Origin of the sequence: Neisseria sp. CCUG17229, from assembly GCF_047839235.1 — a bacterium.
GTDB classification, from domain to species: Bacteria; Pseudomonadota; Gammaproteobacteria; order Burkholderiales; family Neisseriaceae; genus Neisseria; species Neisseria brasiliensis.
This window is the reverse complement of the sequence record NZ_CP181247.1, coordinates 1,167,112-1,183,047: the sequence shown is the minus strand read 5'-3', so window position 1 is coordinate 1,183,047 and position 15,936 is coordinate 1,167,112. Positions and strand designations below refer to the sequence as shown.

17 protein-coding genes, 2 tRNA genes and 2 pseudogenes are annotated in these 15,936 nt (G+C 46.3%); 17 read left to right on the top strand and 4 right to left on the bottom strand.

The genetic code is table 11. The features are described 5' to 3' along the window. Positions 1–29 precede the first annotated feature (29 nt). A complete protein-coding gene (locus ACM67B_RS05655) occupies positions 30–665 on the bottom strand; it encodes an alpha/beta hydrolase (protein ID WP_416190526.1) in 636 nt (211 codons plus the stop codon). A 58-nt stretch (positions 666–723) separates the two neighbouring features. Then, the gene (locus tag ACM67B_RS05650) at positions 724–1,515 is read right to left on the bottom strand and encodes a polyamine aminopropyltransferase (protein WP_416188821.1); all 792 of its coding nucleotides are present in this window, start codon (positions 1,513–1,515) and stop codon (positions 724–726) included. Between the two features lie 231 nt (positions 1,516–1,746). Between ACM67B_RS05650 and ACM67B_RS05645 the strand changes: the two genes are divergently transcribed. The 10 genes from ACM67B_RS05645 to vapC all read left to right on the top strand — a co-directional run bounded on the left by ACM67B_RS05645 (position 1,747) and on the right by vapC (position 8,598). Then, positions 1,747–1,822: transfer RNA gene (locus tag ACM67B_RS05645), tRNA-Thr, on the top strand. Between the two features lie 35 nt (positions 1,823–1,857). Continuing rightward, positions 1,858–1,933 (top strand) — tRNA-Thr (locus ACM67B_RS05640). 134 nt (positions 1,934–2,067) lie between these two features. Then, positions 2,068–2,859, top strand: coding sequence for a 3-methyl-2-oxobutanoate hydroxymethyltransferase (panB, locus tag ACM67B_RS05635; protein ID WP_416188820.1), 792 nt, complete (start codon positions 2,068–2,070; stop codon positions 2,857–2,859). 156 nt (positions 2,860–3,015) lie between these two features. Beyond that, complete coding sequence (gene panC / locus ACM67B_RS05630) at positions 3,016–3,855, top strand: pantoate--beta-alanine ligase (RefSeq protein WP_416188819.1); 840 nt, start codon at positions 3,016–3,018, stop codon at positions 3,853–3,855. Between the two features lie 170 nt (positions 3,856–4,025). Continuing rightward, complete coding sequence (locus ACM67B_RS05625; protein ID WP_416188818.1) at positions 4,026–4,850, top strand: amino acid ABC transporter substrate-binding protein; 825 nt, start codon at positions 4,026–4,028, stop codon at positions 4,848–4,850. Next, positions 4,840–5,556 (top strand): amino acid ABC transporter permease, encoded by a 717-nt coding sequence (locus tag ACM67B_RS05620; RefSeq protein WP_416188817.1) that lies wholly within the window; start codon positions 4,840–4,842, stop codon positions 5,554–5,556. The genes ACM67B_RS05625 and ACM67B_RS05620 overlap by 11 nt, the downstream gene beginning before the upstream one ends. A 9-nt stretch (positions 5,557–5,565) precedes the next feature. Continuing rightward, entirely contained in the window at positions 5,566–6,318 is a 753-nt protein-coding gene (locus tag ACM67B_RS05615) for an amino acid ABC transporter ATP-binding protein (RefSeq protein WP_416188816.1), read from the top strand. Positions 6,319–6,474: 156 nt separating this feature from the next. Continuing rightward, entirely contained in the window at positions 6,475–7,572 is a 1,098-nt protein-coding gene (locus ACM67B_RS05610; RefSeq protein ID WP_416188815.1) for a 5-methyltetrahydropteroyltriglutamate--homocysteine S-methyltransferase, read from the top strand. Positions 7,573–7,969: 397 nt separating this feature from the next. Then, the gene (gene vapB / locus ACM67B_RS05605) at positions 7,970–8,197 is read left to right on the top strand and encodes a type II toxin-antitoxin system VapB family antitoxin (RefSeq protein ID WP_416188814.1); all 228 of its coding nucleotides are present in this window, start codon (positions 7,970–7,972) and stop codon (positions 8,195–8,197) included. Next, a complete protein-coding gene (vapC, locus tag ACM67B_RS05600; protein WP_416188813.1) occupies positions 8,197–8,598 on the top strand; it encodes a type II toxin-antitoxin system tRNA(fMet)-specific endonuclease VapC in 402 nt (133 codons plus the stop codon). The genes vapB and vapC overlap by 1 nt, the downstream gene beginning before the upstream one ends. 372 nt (positions 8,599–8,970) lie before the next feature. On the opposite strand, the gene ACM67B_RS05595 is transcribed toward vapC, so the two are convergent. Then, positions 8,971–9,621, bottom strand: a complete 651-nt coding sequence (locus ACM67B_RS05595; RefSeq protein WP_416188812.1) for an IS1595 family transposase — start codon at positions 9,619–9,621, stop codon at positions 8,971–8,973. A gap of 441 nt (positions 9,622–10,062) precedes the next feature. Here ACM67B_RS05595 and ACM67B_RS05590 point away from each other — a divergent pair, with 441 nt between their 5' ends. The 7 genes and pseudogenes from ACM67B_RS05590 (at position 10,063) to ruvB (ending at position 14,226) form a co-directional block, all read left to right on the top strand. Beyond that, positions 10,063–10,830 carry a hypothetical protein gene (locus ACM67B_RS05590; protein ID WP_416188811.1) on the top strand — a complete coding sequence of 256 codons (768 nt, stop codon included), beginning with the start codon at positions 10,063–10,065 and terminating at the stop codon, positions 10,828–10,830. 330 nt (positions 10,831–11,160) lie between these two features. Continuing rightward, positions 11,161–11,469, top strand: a complete 309-nt coding sequence (locus ACM67B_RS05585; RefSeq protein ID WP_416188810.1) for a transposase — start codon at positions 11,161–11,163, stop codon at positions 11,467–11,469. Then, a pseudogene (locus ACM67B_RS05580) lies at positions 11,466–11,681 on the top strand (hypothetical protein); the annotation flags it as partial. The gene ACM67B_RS05585 and the pseudogene ACM67B_RS05580, both read left to right, overlap by 4 nt. Positions 11,682–11,732: 51 nt before the next feature. After that, complete coding sequence (locus ACM67B_RS05575) at positions 11,733–11,939, top strand: hypothetical protein (protein WP_416188809.1); 207 nt, start codon at positions 11,733–11,735, stop codon at positions 11,937–11,939. 72 nt (positions 11,940–12,011) lie between these two features. Then, complete coding sequence (locus ACM67B_RS05570) at positions 12,012–12,164, top strand: hypothetical protein (RefSeq protein WP_416188808.1); 153 nt, start codon at positions 12,012–12,014, stop codon at positions 12,162–12,164. Positions 12,165–12,810: 646 nt separating this feature from the next. Further along, positions 12,811–13,119 (top strand): hypothetical protein, encoded by a 309-nt coding sequence (locus ACM67B_RS05565; RefSeq protein WP_416188807.1) that lies wholly within the window; start codon positions 12,811–12,813, stop codon positions 13,117–13,119. Positions 13,120–13,194: 75 nt separating this feature from the next. Beyond that, a complete protein-coding gene (gene ruvB, locus ACM67B_RS05560) occupies positions 13,195–14,226 on the top strand; it encodes a Holliday junction branch migration DNA helicase RuvB (protein WP_416188806.1) in 1,032 nt (343 codons plus the stop codon). Between the two features lie 56 nt (positions 14,227–14,282). Here the strand turns inward: ruvB and ACM67B_RS05555 are convergent. Further along, a pseudogene (locus tag ACM67B_RS05555) lies at positions 14,283–15,929 on the bottom strand (TonB-dependent receptor); the annotation flags it as partial. Positions 15,930–15,936: the final 7 nt, after the last annotated feature.

Below are 15,936 nucleotides of genomic sequence, written 5' to 3'. Positions count from 1 at the left end.
AAAGGACTCAGCCTGTTTATCATAGTAACTTAACCCAAAATCATCGGTGCAAAGCGGCTGATTGTATCGCGCAACACAATCAGTTTGCCGTGGAAAAAATGAGTAGAACCGGCAATGGCAATCACCGGAATATCTTGTGGTTCCGCCCATGCCCAGACTTTTTCGATCTCGACCACTTCGTCTTCCGCGCCGTGAATAATTAAGGTTCTATTCGGATTCGGTGCCGCTTCAGGCTCGGGGCGGTCGGTGTAGTGGCGCAGGGCAGCGCCCATCAGCAACAGCATATCGGGTTCGCGCTCTTGGGCGGCGAAATTGGCGACATAACCGCCAAACGAGAAACCGGCCAACACAAATTGTTCTAATTCGGGATGTTGCGCACGGGCGTAGTCGATAACGCAAATGCAATCATCGGTTTCGCCTTTGCCGTAATCGTGTTCGCCGCCGCTGTTGCCTACGCCGCGCAGGTTGGGCAGGTAGCAGTGAAAACCAAGCTGGGTCAGGGCTTTGGCGGCGGTTTGAATTACTTTATTGGTGTTGGTGCCGCCTTGCAGCGGGTTGGGGTGATTCACCACGGCCACGCCGCGCGCAGTGCCTTGGGCAGGTAGGTAAATGGTTTCGAGTGTGCCGACCGGACCTTGAATGGCGATAACCTCGAGTTTCAACATCATGATTTCCTTTTGATTGAGTGTGAGGCCGTCTGAAAATGTTCAGACGGCATTTATGTCATAAATAAAAATGTTTGCCGTTGTTTTGATTATGGGCTTTTAAATCGGCCAGCATACGTTTGAAATTCAAATCGTATAAGTCACTGAGCTTGTCGGCACGCTTTTTCAGGTTGTCGAGATTTTGCTCTTTTGGGCTGCTTTGAAACGCCATCACCGCCATGTTGCCATGACTTTCTGCCGGCAATTCCAACACACGCCCGTCAAAAACTTTTAACAAACGCTCAACAAAACGCTGATAACGCTTGTCGCCGCTCCACCAGTTGGTCACAAACACACCATCGGGCGACAGCGCTTGGCGGCAGTTTTCAAAAAATGGTTCGCTGACCAAATCATCGATAATCTGTTCACCGTCGAAACCATCGACCAAAATCACATCGGTATTGTGGCGGAACAGCTTAATATATTCCGCACCATCGGCCTCCACGATTTCAAATTTTTCACCTTCAAACGGCAATTCAAACAAACTGCGTGCCACGGCAATGACTTGCGGATTGATGTCGACGGCGGTTTGTCTGGTATCGGGCAGATAGGCGTCAATCCAGCGGGCAAACGAGCCGCCGCCCAAGCCGATTTGGGTGATGTGGCGCGGCGTGTTTTCGGCAAACAACAGCCAGCCCATCATGGCGCGGCTGTATGACAACACCAATTCGGCAGGGTGATCGAGATTCATTGAGCTTTGAATCGTCGAGCTGCCCAAATGCAGTGAGCGGATATTGCCTTCTTCAGAAATGCCGACTTCGAGCAAATGCGCTTGCGGCACACGCAAGCGACGGTAAGGATGTTGGGCCATGAGCAGAGTCGTGAAATATTGGGAAAGTCGGTTATTTTAACAGATTTTGTGTTCTTTTTCAGACGGCCTATTGCAGAATGATTGACCATATAGATTTTTATCATGTCATTTGCTTGAAATGAAAAAAAGTATATTTAATTTAAAATCAAATATTTTGTTCGATAGCAGATTTTTTTCGCAGCAAAGCCCTTGTCAATGGCAAGGGTTAAAGGCATAATGCTGACTTTCTTAGCCGGTATAGCTCAGTTGGTAGAGCACCTGACTTGTAATCAGGGGGTCCCGAGTTCGACTCTTGGTGCCGGCACCAGTTTAAAACTGTATTGCTTTTATGCAGCCAGTTAAGCCGGTATAGCTCAGTTGGTAGAGCACCTGACTTGTAATCAGGGGGTCCCGAGTTCGACTCTTGGTGCCGGCACCAAAATAAAACAGCTTAATCATGAATGTGGTTAAGCTGTTTTTTATTTTTTGATACATATTTGATACGAAAGCCTTATAATGGCCTCGTTTTAATCTACATAAGGCCGTCTGAACAAGACGGGAAAACCAGACGACATGATTACTGTGAACACACTGCAAAAAATGAAAGCCGAAGGCAATAAGATCGCCATGCTCACTGCTTACGAAGCAAGCTTTGCCGCGTTGATGGACGAAGCGGGCGTGGATGTTTTGCTGGTGGGCGATTCTTTAGGCATGACCGTGCAAGGGCGAACTTCCACGCTGCCGGTGAGTTTGCGCGATATGTGTTATCACACCGAAGCGGTGGCGCGCGGCACGAAAAACGCCATGATTGTGAGCGACTTGCCTTTTGGTTCGTATCAGCAAAGTAAAGAACAAGCCTTTGCAGCAGCGGTGGAATTGATGGCAGCCGGTGCGCATATGGTAAAGCTGGAAGGTGGCGTATGGATGGCAGAAACTACTGAATTTCTGCAAATGCGCGGTATTCCTGTGTGTGCGCACATCGGTTTGACACCGCAATCGGTGTTTGCATTTGGCGGCTATAAAGTGCAGGGGCGCGGCGACAAAGCGCAGGCTTTGTTAAACGATGCCAAAGCACATGATGAAGCAGGTGCCGCGATTGTGTTGATGGAGTGCGTGCCGGCGCAATTGGCTAAGCAAGTAACCGAAAGCGTGGCTTGCCCAACTATTGGCATTGGTGCGGGTGTGGATTGCGATGGTCAGGTTTTGGTGATGCATGATATGCTGGGCGTGTTCCCGGGCAAAACAGCCAAGTTTGTTAAAAACTTTATGCAGGGCAAAGACAGCGTGCAAGCGGCGGTGAAAGCCTATGTCGATGAAGTGAAAGCGCAAACCTTCCCAGCACCTGAGCATACTTTTGCCGATTAATTAGCAAATAAACAATCAACATGCCGTCTGAAAAATAACAGGTTTTCAGACGGCATGTTTGTTTTTACTTTATGGATTTGGTTATCGTCAGGGCTAGGCGTATAATTAAACCGTTATTTTCAGACGGCCTTGCCGTCTCTAAGGATTATTCAAATTATGCAAATCATTCATACCATTCAAGAATTGCGCGAATGGCGCAAACAGGCCGGAAAAGTAGCGTTTGTGCCGACCATGGGCAATCTGCATGAAGGCCATTTGGCTTTGGTGCGTGAAGCGAAAAAGCGCGCCGATAATGTGGTGGTCAGTATTTTTGTGAACCGTCTTCAATTTGGTCAAGGTGAAGACTTTGATCAATACCCACGGACTTTGCAACAAGATGCCGATAAATTGGCCAATGAAGGCGTAGCAGTGGTGTTCGCGCCGGATGAAAAAGAGCTTTATCCCAATGTCGAGCAGCGTTACAACGTTGAGCCACCGCATCTGCAAAACGAATTATGTGGCAAATTTCGTCCCGGCCATTTCCGCGGTGTGGCAACGGTGGTGAGTAAATTATTTAATATTGTCGAGGCAGATGTCGCTTGTTTCGGTAAAAAAGATTATCAGCAATTGGCGATTATTAAAGGTTTTGTTGAAGATTTAAACTTTAATATTGAAATTGTGCCGGTGAATACCGGCCGTGCAGCCGATGGCTTGGCTTTATCGAGCCGCAATCAATATTTAAGCGAAACCGAGCGCGCCGAAGCGCCGCGTTTATACCGTGAATTACAAGCCGCTGCGGCACAATTGCAGGCAGGTAATGTTGCCTATACGCAAATCGAGCAAACGGCAATAGAAAACTTAAATCAAGCCGGTTGGGAGGTAGATTATATTGAAATCCGTCAAGCAGAAAGCTTGGAAGTAGCGCGTGTGGGCGACAAACATTTAGTGGTATTGGCAGCGGCCCGATTGGGCAGCACGCGTTTGATTGATAATTTAGAAGTTTCATTAAATCTATAAAATTTTAGTGTTTATTGGAAAGGTCGTCGGAAGCAGAATATCGGAATATTTTGTTTCAGACGGCCTTTGTTATATGTTTTGGTTATAAATGATAGCAGAAAGCATTCTTTGTATTTGCAGGCAGTATCTATTAGAATAGCCGCTTTAAAGATACACACAGGAATCAAGCGATGTTGAAAAAATTCTTATTGGGCAGCATGACTGCTTTAGTACTGGCTGCTTGCGGCGGCAGTGAGGGCGGCTCGGCAGCTTCAGGTGCCGCACCTGCGGCCAATGCTTCAGGCTCTTTGATTGAACGCATCAACAATAAAGGCACCATCACCGTTGGCACCGAAGGCACTTATGCGCCGTTCACCTACCACGACAAATCCGGCAAATTGACCGGCTACGATGTGGAAGTGACCCGCGCCGTGGCTGAAAAATTGGGCGTAACGGTTGAATTTAAAGAAACCCAATGGGATGCCATGATGGCCGGTTTGAAAGCAGGTCGTTTTGATGTGGTGGCCAACCAGGTGGCTTTGACCAGTCCTGAACGCCAAGCAACATTTGACAAATCCGAGCCATATAGCTGGAGCGGTCCGGTTTTGGTGGCACGCAACGACAGCACCATCAAATCTGTTGAAGAAATTGCCGGTAAAAAAGCCGCCCAATCTTTAACCAGCAACTACGGCGAACGCGCTACTGCAGCTAAAGCCGAAATCGTGCCGGTTGACGGTTTGGCGCAATCTCTGATGCTGATTGAGCAAAAACGTGCTGAAGTAACATTAAACGATGAATTGGCGGTATTGGATTATCTGCAAAAAAATCCGAATGCCGGCGTGAAAATCGTGTGGACTGCGCCTGCTGATGAAAAAGTCGGTGCCGGTTTGATTGTCAATAAAGGCAATGATGAAGCCGTGGCCAAATTCAGCGAAGCAATGAAGGAGTTGCAAGCAGATGGCACCTTGAAAAAACTGGGCGAACAATTCTTCGGAAAAGACATCAGTGTTAAATAATCTACTGGCTTCATTGCCGTTTATGACCGAGACACGCGCTGATTTGGTAATCAGCGCGTTTTGGCCTATGGTCAAGGCCGGATTTTTGGTATCCATGCCGCTGGCGATTGCTTCGTTTATCATCGGCATGGTAATTGCCATTATCGTGGCGGTGATTCGCGTGATGCCGTCTGAAAGCTGGCTGCACAAAATTTTATTGGCTTTGGCGAAGTTTTATGTTTCCGCTATTCGCGGCACGCCGATGCTGATTCAATTGGCGGTGGTGTTTTACGGCTTACCGGCGGTCGGGGTGTACATTGATCCGATTCCGGCGGCGATTATCGGCTTTTCGCTGAATGTCGGCGCGTATGCTTCCGAAACCATTCGTGCCGCGATTTTGTCGGTGCACAAAGGCCAATGGGAAGCCGGTTTTTCCATCGGCATGACTTATATGCAAACCTTCCGCCGCATTATCGCGCCGCAGGCTTTCCGCGTATCCGTGCCGCCTTTGAGCAATGAATTCATCAGCTTATTCAAAAGCACGTCGCTGGCTTCGTTTGTGACGGTAACGGAATTGTTCCGCACCGCTTCCGAAGTGGCTAACCGCGCCTATGACTTTTTGCCGGTGTATATCGAAGCGGGTTTGGTGTATTGGTGTTTCTGCTGGGTATTGTTCCTGATTCAAGCGAAAATCGAAAAACGCTTCGACCGCTATGTGGCTAAGTAAGGGAAAAAGATGATTAAAATCCGTAATATCCACAAAACATTCGGCGACAACACCATTTTGCGCGGCATTGATTTGGATGTAAACAAAGGTCAAGTGGTGGTGATTTTGGGGCCTTCAGGTTCGGGTAAAACCACGTTTTTGCGCTGCTTGAACGCGTTGGAAATGCCCGAGCAAGGGCAAATCGAATTCGATAATGCAGCGCCTTTAACAGTTGATTTTGCCCAAAAACCGAGCAAAGCCGAAATTTTGGCCTTGCGCCGCAAATCGGGCATGGTGTTCCAACAATACAATCTTTTTCCGCACAAAACCGCTTTGGAAAATGTAATGGAAGGGCCGGTATCGGTACAGGGCAAAGCCAAAAACGAAGCGCGTGCCGCCGCTTTGGCTTTGCTGGAAAAAGTGGGCTTGGGCGATAAGGTCGATTTGTATCCGTATCAATTGTCAGGCGGCCAGCAGCAACGTGTCGGCATTGCCCGCGCTTTGGCGATTCAACCGGAATTGATGCTGTTTGACGAGCCGACTTCCGCGCTTGATCCGGAATTGGTGCAAGACGTGTTGAACACCATGAAAGAGCTGGCGCAAGAAGGCTGGACGATGGTGGTCGTAACCCACGAAATCAAGTTTGCCATGGAAGTGGCCGATATTGTGGTGGTGATGGACGGCGGCGTGATTGTTGAGCAGGGCGCGCCGGAAGTGTTGTTTGACAATCCGCAACACGAACGCACCCGCCGCTTCTTGCAGCAAATTCGTGCCCAGCATTGAGATTGTTTATCAGGCCGTCTGAAAGAATATCTTTCAGACGGCCTTTATGAATTTCAATCACACGAATGCGTGAATTTTTCATGTCTGTTTGACTTCAGGTCATTAATGAATTCATTTATACTTGCCGACAGATAAACTTCATTCAAGGAACCTACCATGAGCAAAACCTTACCTTTGCGCGCCGATACCGTCGGCAGCTACCTGCGTACCGAAAACCTGAAAAAAGCGCGTGCCGAATTTGCCGAGGGCAAAATCAGCCGTGAAGAATTGACCCATGTGGAAGATCAAGAAATCGCCAAATTGGTGCAAGACCAATTAGACGCGGGCATTCAAGTGATTACCGATGGTGAATTCCGTCGCTCATGGTGGCACATCGACTTTTTGGAAAACCTCAACGGCATTGAAGGCTTTGTGCCGGAGCAGGCTTATGCGTTTAAAGGCACTGAAGTGCGTAAATACAATACGCGCTGCAACGGCAAATTGTCTTGGAACGAAAACCATCCGTTTATCGCCCATTACAAAGCTTTAGCCGAAATCGTTGGTGATCGCGGCATTGTGAAATACACCATTCCAAGCCCGAACCAATTGATGTATCCGTTTATTTGGGATACCGGCGTTTATGAAAGCAAAGCCGCATTCTGCGAAGACGTGCGCCAAACTTATAAAGATGCGATTAAAGCATTTTACGATGCCGGCTGCCGTTATCTGCAAATCGATGACGTGTATTGGGGTACCTTGTGCAACAATTTCAGCAATCCTGAATTTGATTTTGAAGCCAGCAAAAAATTTGCCTTGGAAAACATCCAAGCCATTTTGGCCGACAAACCGGCCGATATGACCATCACTACCCACGTTTGCCGCGGCAACTACAAATCGTCTTATTTGTTGACCGGCGCTTACGATCCGGTTGCGCCTGAATTGTTTGGTCAAACGGCTTATGACGGCTATTTCTTGGAATACGACAACGAGCGTTCGGGCGGTTTCGAGCCGTTGAAATACTTCAACGACAATCCGCACAAAGGCCGCATTGTGTTGGGCTTGGTAACGTCCAAATTCCCTGAGTTGGAAAGCAAAGACGAAATCAAAGCACGTATCGCCGAAGCTGCAAAAATCGTGCCTCTCGACCAACTGGCCTTGTCGCCGCAATGTGGTTTTGCTTCAACCGAAGAAGGCAACATCATGACCGAAGCCGAGCAATGGGCAAAAGTGCGCTTGGTGGAAGAAATCGCTGCTGAAGTGTGGGGCGAAGATTAAGGTTAAATTATAAACAAGGCCGTCTGAAAAGTTTTAAGAAAACAGATTTCAGACGGCCTTGTTTTTTTATTAAAGCTTTAACAATCTTAATAAACCTAAGGTTTGCGACAGCTGCCTGAAAACATAGTGTTCTTAAAATTTTTTCCCGTTTTTTGTATCTACCAAAATAATCGAGAATCCTACTGATTCGTTAGCTTGATATCAGCAGATTAGCACTTTTCCACCTTATCATTTACCATGATGGTTTATATCAACAGTCGAACATCAATGAGTCCGGCTGATTTCACGGCACATCGAAATTAAATCAATACCGAGACCAATAAATTTCGAAAGAAAATCTTGACACCATTACTAAAAAATGAAAGGATATACAACAAACATATCCAAGGAAAATGCCATGCAAGCATCTATTTTCAAAAGCAATCAAAGTCAGGCTGTACGCTTGCCGAAACGCGTTGCATTTCCAGAAACAGTTAAACGGGTAGAAGTCATTGTACAAGGCGAATCTCGTTTGCTGGTACCTGCCGAGCAAGTTTGGGACAGTTGGTTTGACAATGTCTCTATGCCGGATGACTTCATGACGGAACGTGATCAGCCGGCTATGCAAGAAAGAGAGTCACTCTGATGTTGCGCTATATGCTGGACACCAATATCTGTATTTACACCATGAAAAATAAACCCGAAGAAGTCAGAGCGGCATTTTCCCGTCACAATGGACAAATGTGTATCAGCTCGGTTGTGGCGATGGAGCTTTTTTACGGTGCCGAAAAATCAGTCCGAGCAAAAGAAGCATTGGCCGGTGTAGAAAGTTTTATCGCAAGGCTGATTGTATTGGATTTTACGCCAGAAGCTGCCGCACATGCGGCGCAGATTCGTGCCGAACTGCAAAAGCAAGGAAAAACCATCGGGCCTTATGACAATATGATTGCCGGCCATGCCCGTAGTGAAGGCTTGGTGCTAGTCAGCAATAATTTGAAAGAATTTGAACGGGTTGATGGGCTAAGGCTAGAGAACTGGGTGGGCTAATTATCCACTGGTTCATATGCAAGAAAACGAGTGTTGTTTACAAGGTTTGCAAAACAATACTGCGCGGGATTTGCTGCCGCCTATGCCCCAGTTTTTGGCCTCAGTGTCGGCATGGCGGTTGGCTTCTGATTCGCTGCTTAGAATAGTTTGGCGTTCGCTGTGGCTCAGTTGGCTGAAGGCTTCGTAGCTGCCGTCGTTTCTTGCTTTCAGATGGCCTTGCTATGCGAATCTGCGCCTTTTAACTAGGACACTTATTTGCATTGCCGTCCAACCATATCCTGTCCTTATCGCTGATTTTATTTAATTTATGAAATATAATTTTATGCTTCTCGTTATCTGTATCTATAAATCTTTTGGGGCTGTACTAGATAACTAGAATGAATTCTGCTTTACTAATTGTTTTAAAATGGAAAATTGAACTTTTATTTCACTGTGGTTAAAACGCCATTCACATTCCTTCAAATACAGTTCAAAATGCTCTTTGGGAATGCCGTTAAACTTCCGTAAGTGGCGTTTTGCCTGATTCCAAAAGTTCTCAATTCCGTTAATATGATTTTGTCGTTCAGCAAAATGTGTGCTGTGATTGATGCGAATGTGGCTAAACTCACTCACATCAAGTACGTCATAGCTTTTGTAACAATCAGTGTAAACAATACTGTCAGGCTTTACTTGCTCACGTATTATCGGTAATAAAGTGGCAGTTTGCGTATTGGGCACAGCAACGGTGTAAACCTTGCCGTTGCGCTTCAGAAGCCCGAATACAGCCACTTTGCCGGCTGCCCCGCGACCGCGTTTGCCTTTGCGCCGTCCGCCAAAATAGCTTTCATCAACCTCTACTTCGCCATCAAACATTTCCAGATGCGGGCTGTTATGGAAAATCAGTAAGCGTAAACGATGAAAGTAATAGGCTGCTGTGTTTTTATTAACGCCGACTAATTGCGCTGCGGTGCGAGCAGTAACACCCGCAATAAACAGTTCAATCAGTTTGTTTTGCTTGTACTGACTTAAACGACTTCTTCTCATAGGGATTATTCTAACCTGAAATTAGATTTCCCTAGTTATCTAGTCAGCCTCTTTAATTTTAATACGGAGTGAAGTCAGCCGGAGTCATTGCATGTTTGACGGTTGATGGTAAATCATCATGGTAAAGGATACGGCGACACAATATGCTGATCCACTTACTCAATTCAAACTTTTTCTCTTCTCCAATTGAGCAGTTGCAGTTGTGCTGCTTTAAGGATAAAATTAAGTGCATAAATATTGTTTTTGAGAAATACAACTTTACAAGCTGTGTTGCAACAACAGTACATGCAATATTTTATGTCTATATCCATTAATTCTGCTTCTGTTCAAATAATAATGCCTGAGTGACTTTTTCTTAATATGAAGAATTCTAACCAAAAATAAGTTCTCTCATTATATTAAGACAGCTCCCTAAAAACTTTTAGTATAAGGATACAAATTATGTCAATGCATTTACTTTCAATATCAGCTTTATCTATAGTATTTGCGGCTATCTCTCCAATAGCAACAGCAAATAATAATAAGCCTGTGAAAGCTGTTGATGTACGCTTTAGGCTAGGTACATCATCTATTACATACAAGGGAAGTGTTAGAGGCTATCAGTTTGATAGTTATAGATTTTATGCTAAAAAAGGGCAAGTTTTAAATATTAATTATGATACCAGTGATAAAGATATTGATGTCTCTGTACGATACTTGGGAAAAAGCTCAGATAATGAATTCTTAACGACAGTTAATCAAATTCTTCCTTTTACTGGCTTTTATGAAGTACGTGTTTTTCAAACACGTAATGGAGCTAGAAAAAATAATAATTTACGCCCATATGTTGTTACTCTTGCCATAACAAATACTATAAATCAAACAGCACTCCATACTGCACAACTTGGTACTATCAATAATAATTGGATTGACTATGAATGTCATGATGGCGAACGAGTAACAGTTCACTATAAAATTAGCAAAGCTATTGCTACTGCAGAAGTAAAAATTAATGGTAAAATTTTTAATATGAAATATGATAGTGAAAGCAACTCTGATATAACTGTTTTCAGCGGCCAAGGATATCAATGGAGCGTAAATAATTCTGAAATTTCAAATATACATCGTGCAAATAATGGTTTTCTAACACAGAATAAAATGGTTTTAATAAATGGGAAAAGAGAAAAAGTGAATCAAATTATTAGAAAAAACTGTACTCCAATAAATTAAAAGGCATAATTTTATGCTTATCAGATAACAACAACAGTAGCGTAGCTACTGTTGTTGTTTCAAATTTCTACTCTCTTTTAAAAGCTATAATCGAATTCAAAGCAATGAACCCAACATAAAAAAGGGTTAAGTGAATTATAGGGTTGGAAATTGATGTTTTTTAACTATAGAACTCATGATTAAAAACTGGGTTATTGGTTGGAATTGCATCAAGCCTAAATCAATTTATTTCGGCAAGTGGTAGCATCACTGCCAGATATAGTGGTCTAATAATCCCGCAATCCCTCTAAGGCAGATATTTCCCCTAAAATACACAAAAAGGATGCCTTAATGTCCCGCAAAAAATATACCCCAAAATTCAAAATAGAGGCCGTCAGGCTCGTTACTGACATAAAGTACACCGTCGCACAAGCCGCACGCGAGGCAGAGATTAATGAAAGTCTCTTGAGTAAATGGAAGCGCCAGTACCTTGCCGAGCAAAACGGCACCATTCCCTCCGGCAGCAACCCCATTGCCCCTGATATGCAATACATCCGCGCATTGGAAAACCGCATCCGTGAACTCGAAGAGGACAATGAAATTTTAAAAAAAGCCACCGCGATTTTAACCTCCCGAAAGCACAGCGTTATCAGCAGATAAGCTCCTTAAAATCGCACGAAATCAAAAGGCTGTGCAAACTGTTCGTCATATCCGAACGCGCCTACTACGATTGGCGGCAGGCGGCACGATGTGCCGACAAATACGCTTCTTTAAAACGACACATCCGCTCTGCCCATACAGAAGGCCGTCGGGCTCCGGGTAAACGGACGATACGGCATCTGCTGCGCAATAAAGGTATTGAAGTCGGGGTTTATGTGGTCAGTAAGCTGATGAAAGAAATGGCTTTGGTCAGCAAACAGCCGGTGAAAAAAACGAACCATACCGGCGGCAAACCTCACTACCTTTTTGAAAACCGCCTCCAACGCAAGTTTGAGCGCAAAGAAGGAGAGCCGACCGTATTGTACGGTGACGTGACCTATATACAAGTGAACGGCCAATGGCATTATCTGGCAGCGGTACTGGATTTGAGCCGCCGCCGTTTGGCCGGTTGGCAGTTTGGCGCTACGTAGGACGCGCAATTGGTCTGTGCGGCGCTACGGCATGCCATACTGGGGATCCCGTTTGAAAAGCGGGAGGGTGCGGTGTTCCATTCGGATCAGGGAAGTGTGTACGGCAGTAAGCTGTTTGCCGAATGCGTGAAAGACAGCGAATTGATACAGAGTATGAGCCGTCGGGGCAATTGTTGGGACAATGCGCCGATGGAGCGCTGGTTTCGCAGTTTCAAATCCGAATGAATGCCTAAGGGCGGCTATGCGACGTTTGGAGAGGCCTTGGACGATATCAGGAAGTATGTGCTGTATTACAATCATATCCGACCACATACGGCCAATAACGGTTTGCCGCCGTTATGGGCTGAAGCTGCCTAAGTGTGACTGCGGAAAAAGTTGACCACTATAGTACCTGTTACAAACTCACGCGCACTGAGGATTTTAGGCATGAAGGGGGTAATCAGGCATTGGGAAGCAAAAGCTGCCGAATCCTGCAAGGCACCAACCGCACCTTGGGTATCAATCAAAATGGCATCGTAATTGTTTGGACTTAAGCAAAAACGCACGGTCGGCACGGTTGGCGACTTTGGTCTGAATATCGGCGGAAATGTTATTTGAGATAATGATGTCCAAATTCGGATAGACCGTATGAGACACGGTAGAACGCAAGAGCGCATCTGAGTTTTCGCCGAGCAGCAGCTCGACGATACCAGCATTAGCACGGTAGCTTATATGAAAATTTTTTCAAAAGGAACAAATATAACTAAATATGCGGATTGAATATGCTAATATAATTTAACATAATATACATTATGCGAATTTATATAATCATCTCGAAGCATACACTTATGCTGTATAATCCAGCCTATTATCTCATGTCTCCAATGGCTTTATGTTCAATACCGATTTACTGCGCCAGAAAATTATCAACGAAGATTATCAGCGCATGATTATTGCCAACAGCGGTGATTTCAGCGCCACTGAAACCGGTTTGCTTCAAGAAATTTTACAGCGCTTTGATTTTGACGTGGTTCAGGCACAGGCATTGGCTCAGGCGGTTTTGCAGCAGCAGCGTTTTGATCCGAATGAATACCATATCGACAGCGACGATGAAGACATCACCGGCGTTTGTCCGCATTGCATTAATCCGCCTATGCCGCCGCTGCGTGATTACTTGGCTTGGCGTGAATTACGCGGCTAAACCTAAACGCTATATTAACTTTGAGGCTGTCTGAAAATATTTCCGGCTTTTTGCCGATGATTGAAATGATAAATTATGTTGCAAACCGATAACCTTACCGCCCAGCAGCCGCAGCGCATTATTGCGGCACAATCGATTTCTGCTCAAGAAGAGCTTTTAGAACGCGCCCTACGTCCGAAAACGCTGGCGGATTACATCGGCCAAGCTAAGGCTAAGGAGCAATTGGCGATTTTTATTGAAGCGGCAAAAAAACGTGGTGAAGCGCTTGACCATACTTTATTATTTGGCCCGCCGGGTTTGGGCAAAACCACTTTGGCGCACATTATTGCCAAAGAATTAGGCGTGAACTTACGCCAAACCAGCGGCCCGGTATTGGAACGCGCCGGTGATTTGGCCGCCCTGTTAACCAATCTTGAGCCGCATGATGTTCTTTTTATTGATGAAATTCATCGCTTGAGTCCGGTTGTCGAAGAAATTCTCTACCCTGCCCTTGAGGATTATCAGCTTGATATCATGATTGGCGAAGGCCCTGCGGCGCGTTCGGTAAAAATCGACTTGCCGCCGTTTACGCTGATTGGCGCCACCACGCGCGCGGGTATGCTGACCAATCCGCTGCGTGACCGTTTCGGTATTGTTTCTCGCTTAGAGTTCTATGAAAACAATGATTTAGCGACAATTATCAGCCGTTCGGCGCAATTATTGTCATTGAATATGGGCGATGAAGGTGCGATGGAAGTGGCCAAGCGCAGCCGTGGTACCCCGCGTATTGCCAACCGCCTGCTGCGTCGTGTACGCGATTATGCTGAAGTGAAAAATAATGGTGTAATTGATGCCGATATTGCAGATGCCGCGTTGAGCATGCTTGACGTCGATGGTAAAGGTTTAGACGTGATGGACAGAAAATTCCTCGAAGCCATTTTGCACAAATTCAGCGGCGGCCCCGTGGGATTGGAAAACGTAGCGGCGGCGATTGGTGAATCGACCGATACCATTGAAGATGTGATTGAGCCTTATTTGATTCAGCAAGGTTTTTTGCAGCGCACACCGCGCGGTCGTGTTGCTACCGAGCGCACTTATCTGCATTTTGGTTTGAAAGATGCTGAATAAATTTGATATCGATAGGCCGTCTGAAAGTTTCAGACGGCCTTTCTTCATTGTCAAAATCAGAACGAATATTCTGCTTTCAGCCAATAAGTACGCGGCATGCCCAATACGGCAAAGCTACGGTCATACTGGCCGCGTTGAACTTGCCAATAAGCTTTGTTGAACAAGTTTTCGACCGCCGTGCTCACGGTCAAATCGTTTTTGCCCAGCTTGGTTTTATATCGTGCGCTGATGTCCACCAAAGTGTAAGACGGGAAAGCGTATTGTTTCTGTGTGTCTTGATAAGATTTACCGAAATACTGCACATTGCCCGACAGCGTCAACCCCTTCACATAAGGCGTATCCCATTCCACACCTGCTTTGGCAATCACGCTCGGATTGGCAACTTGCACGCCGCTGACCAGATTGTCTTTGTAATTCGGATAATCTTTCACTTGCGATTTCAAATACATCAAACCGAAGCTCGGGCGCAAGGTTTGGTTGAGCAGGTTGGCGTAAACATTAAATTCAATACCGCGATTGCGCTCAATGCCCTGCTCATCGCCCGCAGCTGCGCCACTGGCAGCAAAATCGGTTCCGCTGGTGGTGTTGCCGCGCCAATAGCCCGGACGGCGGATTTGAAAGGCATTTAAGGTAGTGACAAAATCGCCCCAGTTTTTGCGCACGCCGATTTCAAACTGACGGCTGACCCGCGGTTTGGCCATGGTGGTGTCGCCGGTGGTGCCGTCCACACTCAAGCTGGCCGGCTCCAAATCTTCCATGTAGTTGCCGTAAACGACCAAATCCGATTGTGGCACCCACGCGGCCATCAGCATCGGGCTGAAGCGGCTGGCATTGGCTTTGGTTTGGTCAAGGTTATTTTTTTGCTCAACTTGCTGCAAGCGACCGCCTAAAGTCAAGTGGTAGAGGTTATCGACAAAGCCCATGGTGTCGGACAAGGCCAAACTGTTGACTTCAATACGGGTATCCAAATTCGGCGTACTTTCCATCGTGGTCGAATAGTCGGCAGTAAGCGAAGCCAGTTGCGCGGCAATATCGCCGGTGCCATCAATTGTGGCTTTGCTGCTGCCCGCTTTGGTGCCGCGATAGGTTTGGCGGCGGCGGTCGATGCGGTCTAAGGCAGCGCTCCACGTGTGGTCAACTGCACCGGTTTCAAATTGGCCGCGTGCGGTGAGATTCATGCTGGTGGTTTGAAAACGCTGGTCGGTCAGGCGCGCGGTGTTAGTGTTGTATTGGGTGCTGTCGGTGGTGCTTATTGTTGGCGAAATCAGCGTGCCGTAATAACGCGCATCGTTGTAGCCGATACCGCCGCTGATTTGAAAATCGTAGTCAGTGTCGTATTCAAAGGTCAGCATGTTAGTTTGGCCGCGGGTGTTTTGCCAGTTCCACGAAGGTAGCAGATTGGTGTCGCCGCTTGGTGCGTCAAACAATCGGCCATTAGCATTTTGAATATCTTGAATACGTGCGCGGCCGCCTTGTGCTTTGCGTTTGGAATACACGGAATCAAACGCCACGCGTAATTTTTCACCGCGGTAATCCGTATTTAAGGCAAATTCTTTGTTGTCTTCGCTGTAGCCATCGCGCGGGGTATCGCCGTGGCGCAATTTGCCGTTGACGCGTACGCCGAATTGCTTGTCTTCACCAAAGCGCTCGCCCAAATCAAATGTGCCTTGCGCACGGCTGTCGCTAAACCAACCCAAACCAATGGTACAG

What these genes read in the sequence shown, in the direction of transcription:
- ACM67B_RS05585 (WP_416188810.1), top strand. Translation starts at nt 11,161, where the DNA reads ATGTCCCGCAAAAAATATACCCCAAAATTCAAAATAGAGGCCGTCAGG.
- vapB (WP_416188814.1), top strand. Translation starts at nt 7,970, where the DNA reads ATGCAAGCATCTATTTTCAAAAGCAATCAAAGTCAGGCTGTACGCTTG.
- ACM67B_RS05590 (WP_416188811.1), top strand. Translation starts at nt 10,063, where the DNA reads ATGTCAATGCATTTACTTTCAATATCAGCTTTATCTATAGTATTTGCG.
- ACM67B_RS05650 (WP_416188821.1), bottom strand. Translation starts at nt 1,515, where the DNA reads ATGGCCCAACATCCTTACCGTCGCTTGCGTGTGCCGCAAGCGCATTTG.
- ACM67B_RS05610 (WP_416188815.1), top strand. Translation starts at nt 6,475, where the DNA reads ATGAGCAAAACCTTACCTTTGCGCGCCGATACCGTCGGCAGCTACCTG.
- panC (WP_416188819.1), top strand. Translation starts at nt 3,016, where the DNA reads ATGCAAATCATTCATACCATTCAAGAATTGCGCGAATGGCGCAAACAG.
- ACM67B_RS05655 (WP_416190526.1), bottom strand. Translation starts at nt 665, where the DNA reads ATGTTGAAACTCGAGGTTATCGCCATTCAAGGTCCGGTCGGCACACTC.
- ACM67B_RS05565 (WP_416188807.1), top strand. Translation starts at nt 12,811, where the DNA reads ATGTTCAATACCGATTTACTGCGCCAGAAAATTATCAACGAAGATTAT.
- ACM67B_RS05625 (WP_416188818.1), top strand. Translation starts at nt 4,026, where the DNA reads ATGTTGAAAAAATTCTTATTGGGCAGCATGACTGCTTTAGTACTGGCT.
- panB (WP_416188820.1), top strand. Translation starts at nt 2,068, where the DNA reads ATGATTACTGTGAACACACTGCAAAAAATGAAAGCCGAAGGCAATAAG.
- vapC (WP_416188813.1), top strand. Translation starts at nt 8,197, where the DNA reads ATGTTGCGCTATATGCTGGACACCAATATCTGTATTTACACCATGAAA.
- ruvB (WP_416188806.1), top strand. Translation starts at nt 13,195, where the DNA reads ATGTTGCAAACCGATAACCTTACCGCCCAGCAGCCGCAGCGCATTATT.
- ACM67B_RS05595 (WP_416188812.1), bottom strand. Translation starts at nt 9,621, where the DNA reads ATGAGAAGAAGTCGTTTAAGTCAGTACAAGCAAAACAAACTGATTGAA.
- ACM67B_RS05615 (WP_416188816.1), top strand. Translation starts at nt 5,566, where the DNA reads ATGATTAAAATCCGTAATATCCACAAAACATTCGGCGACAACACCATT.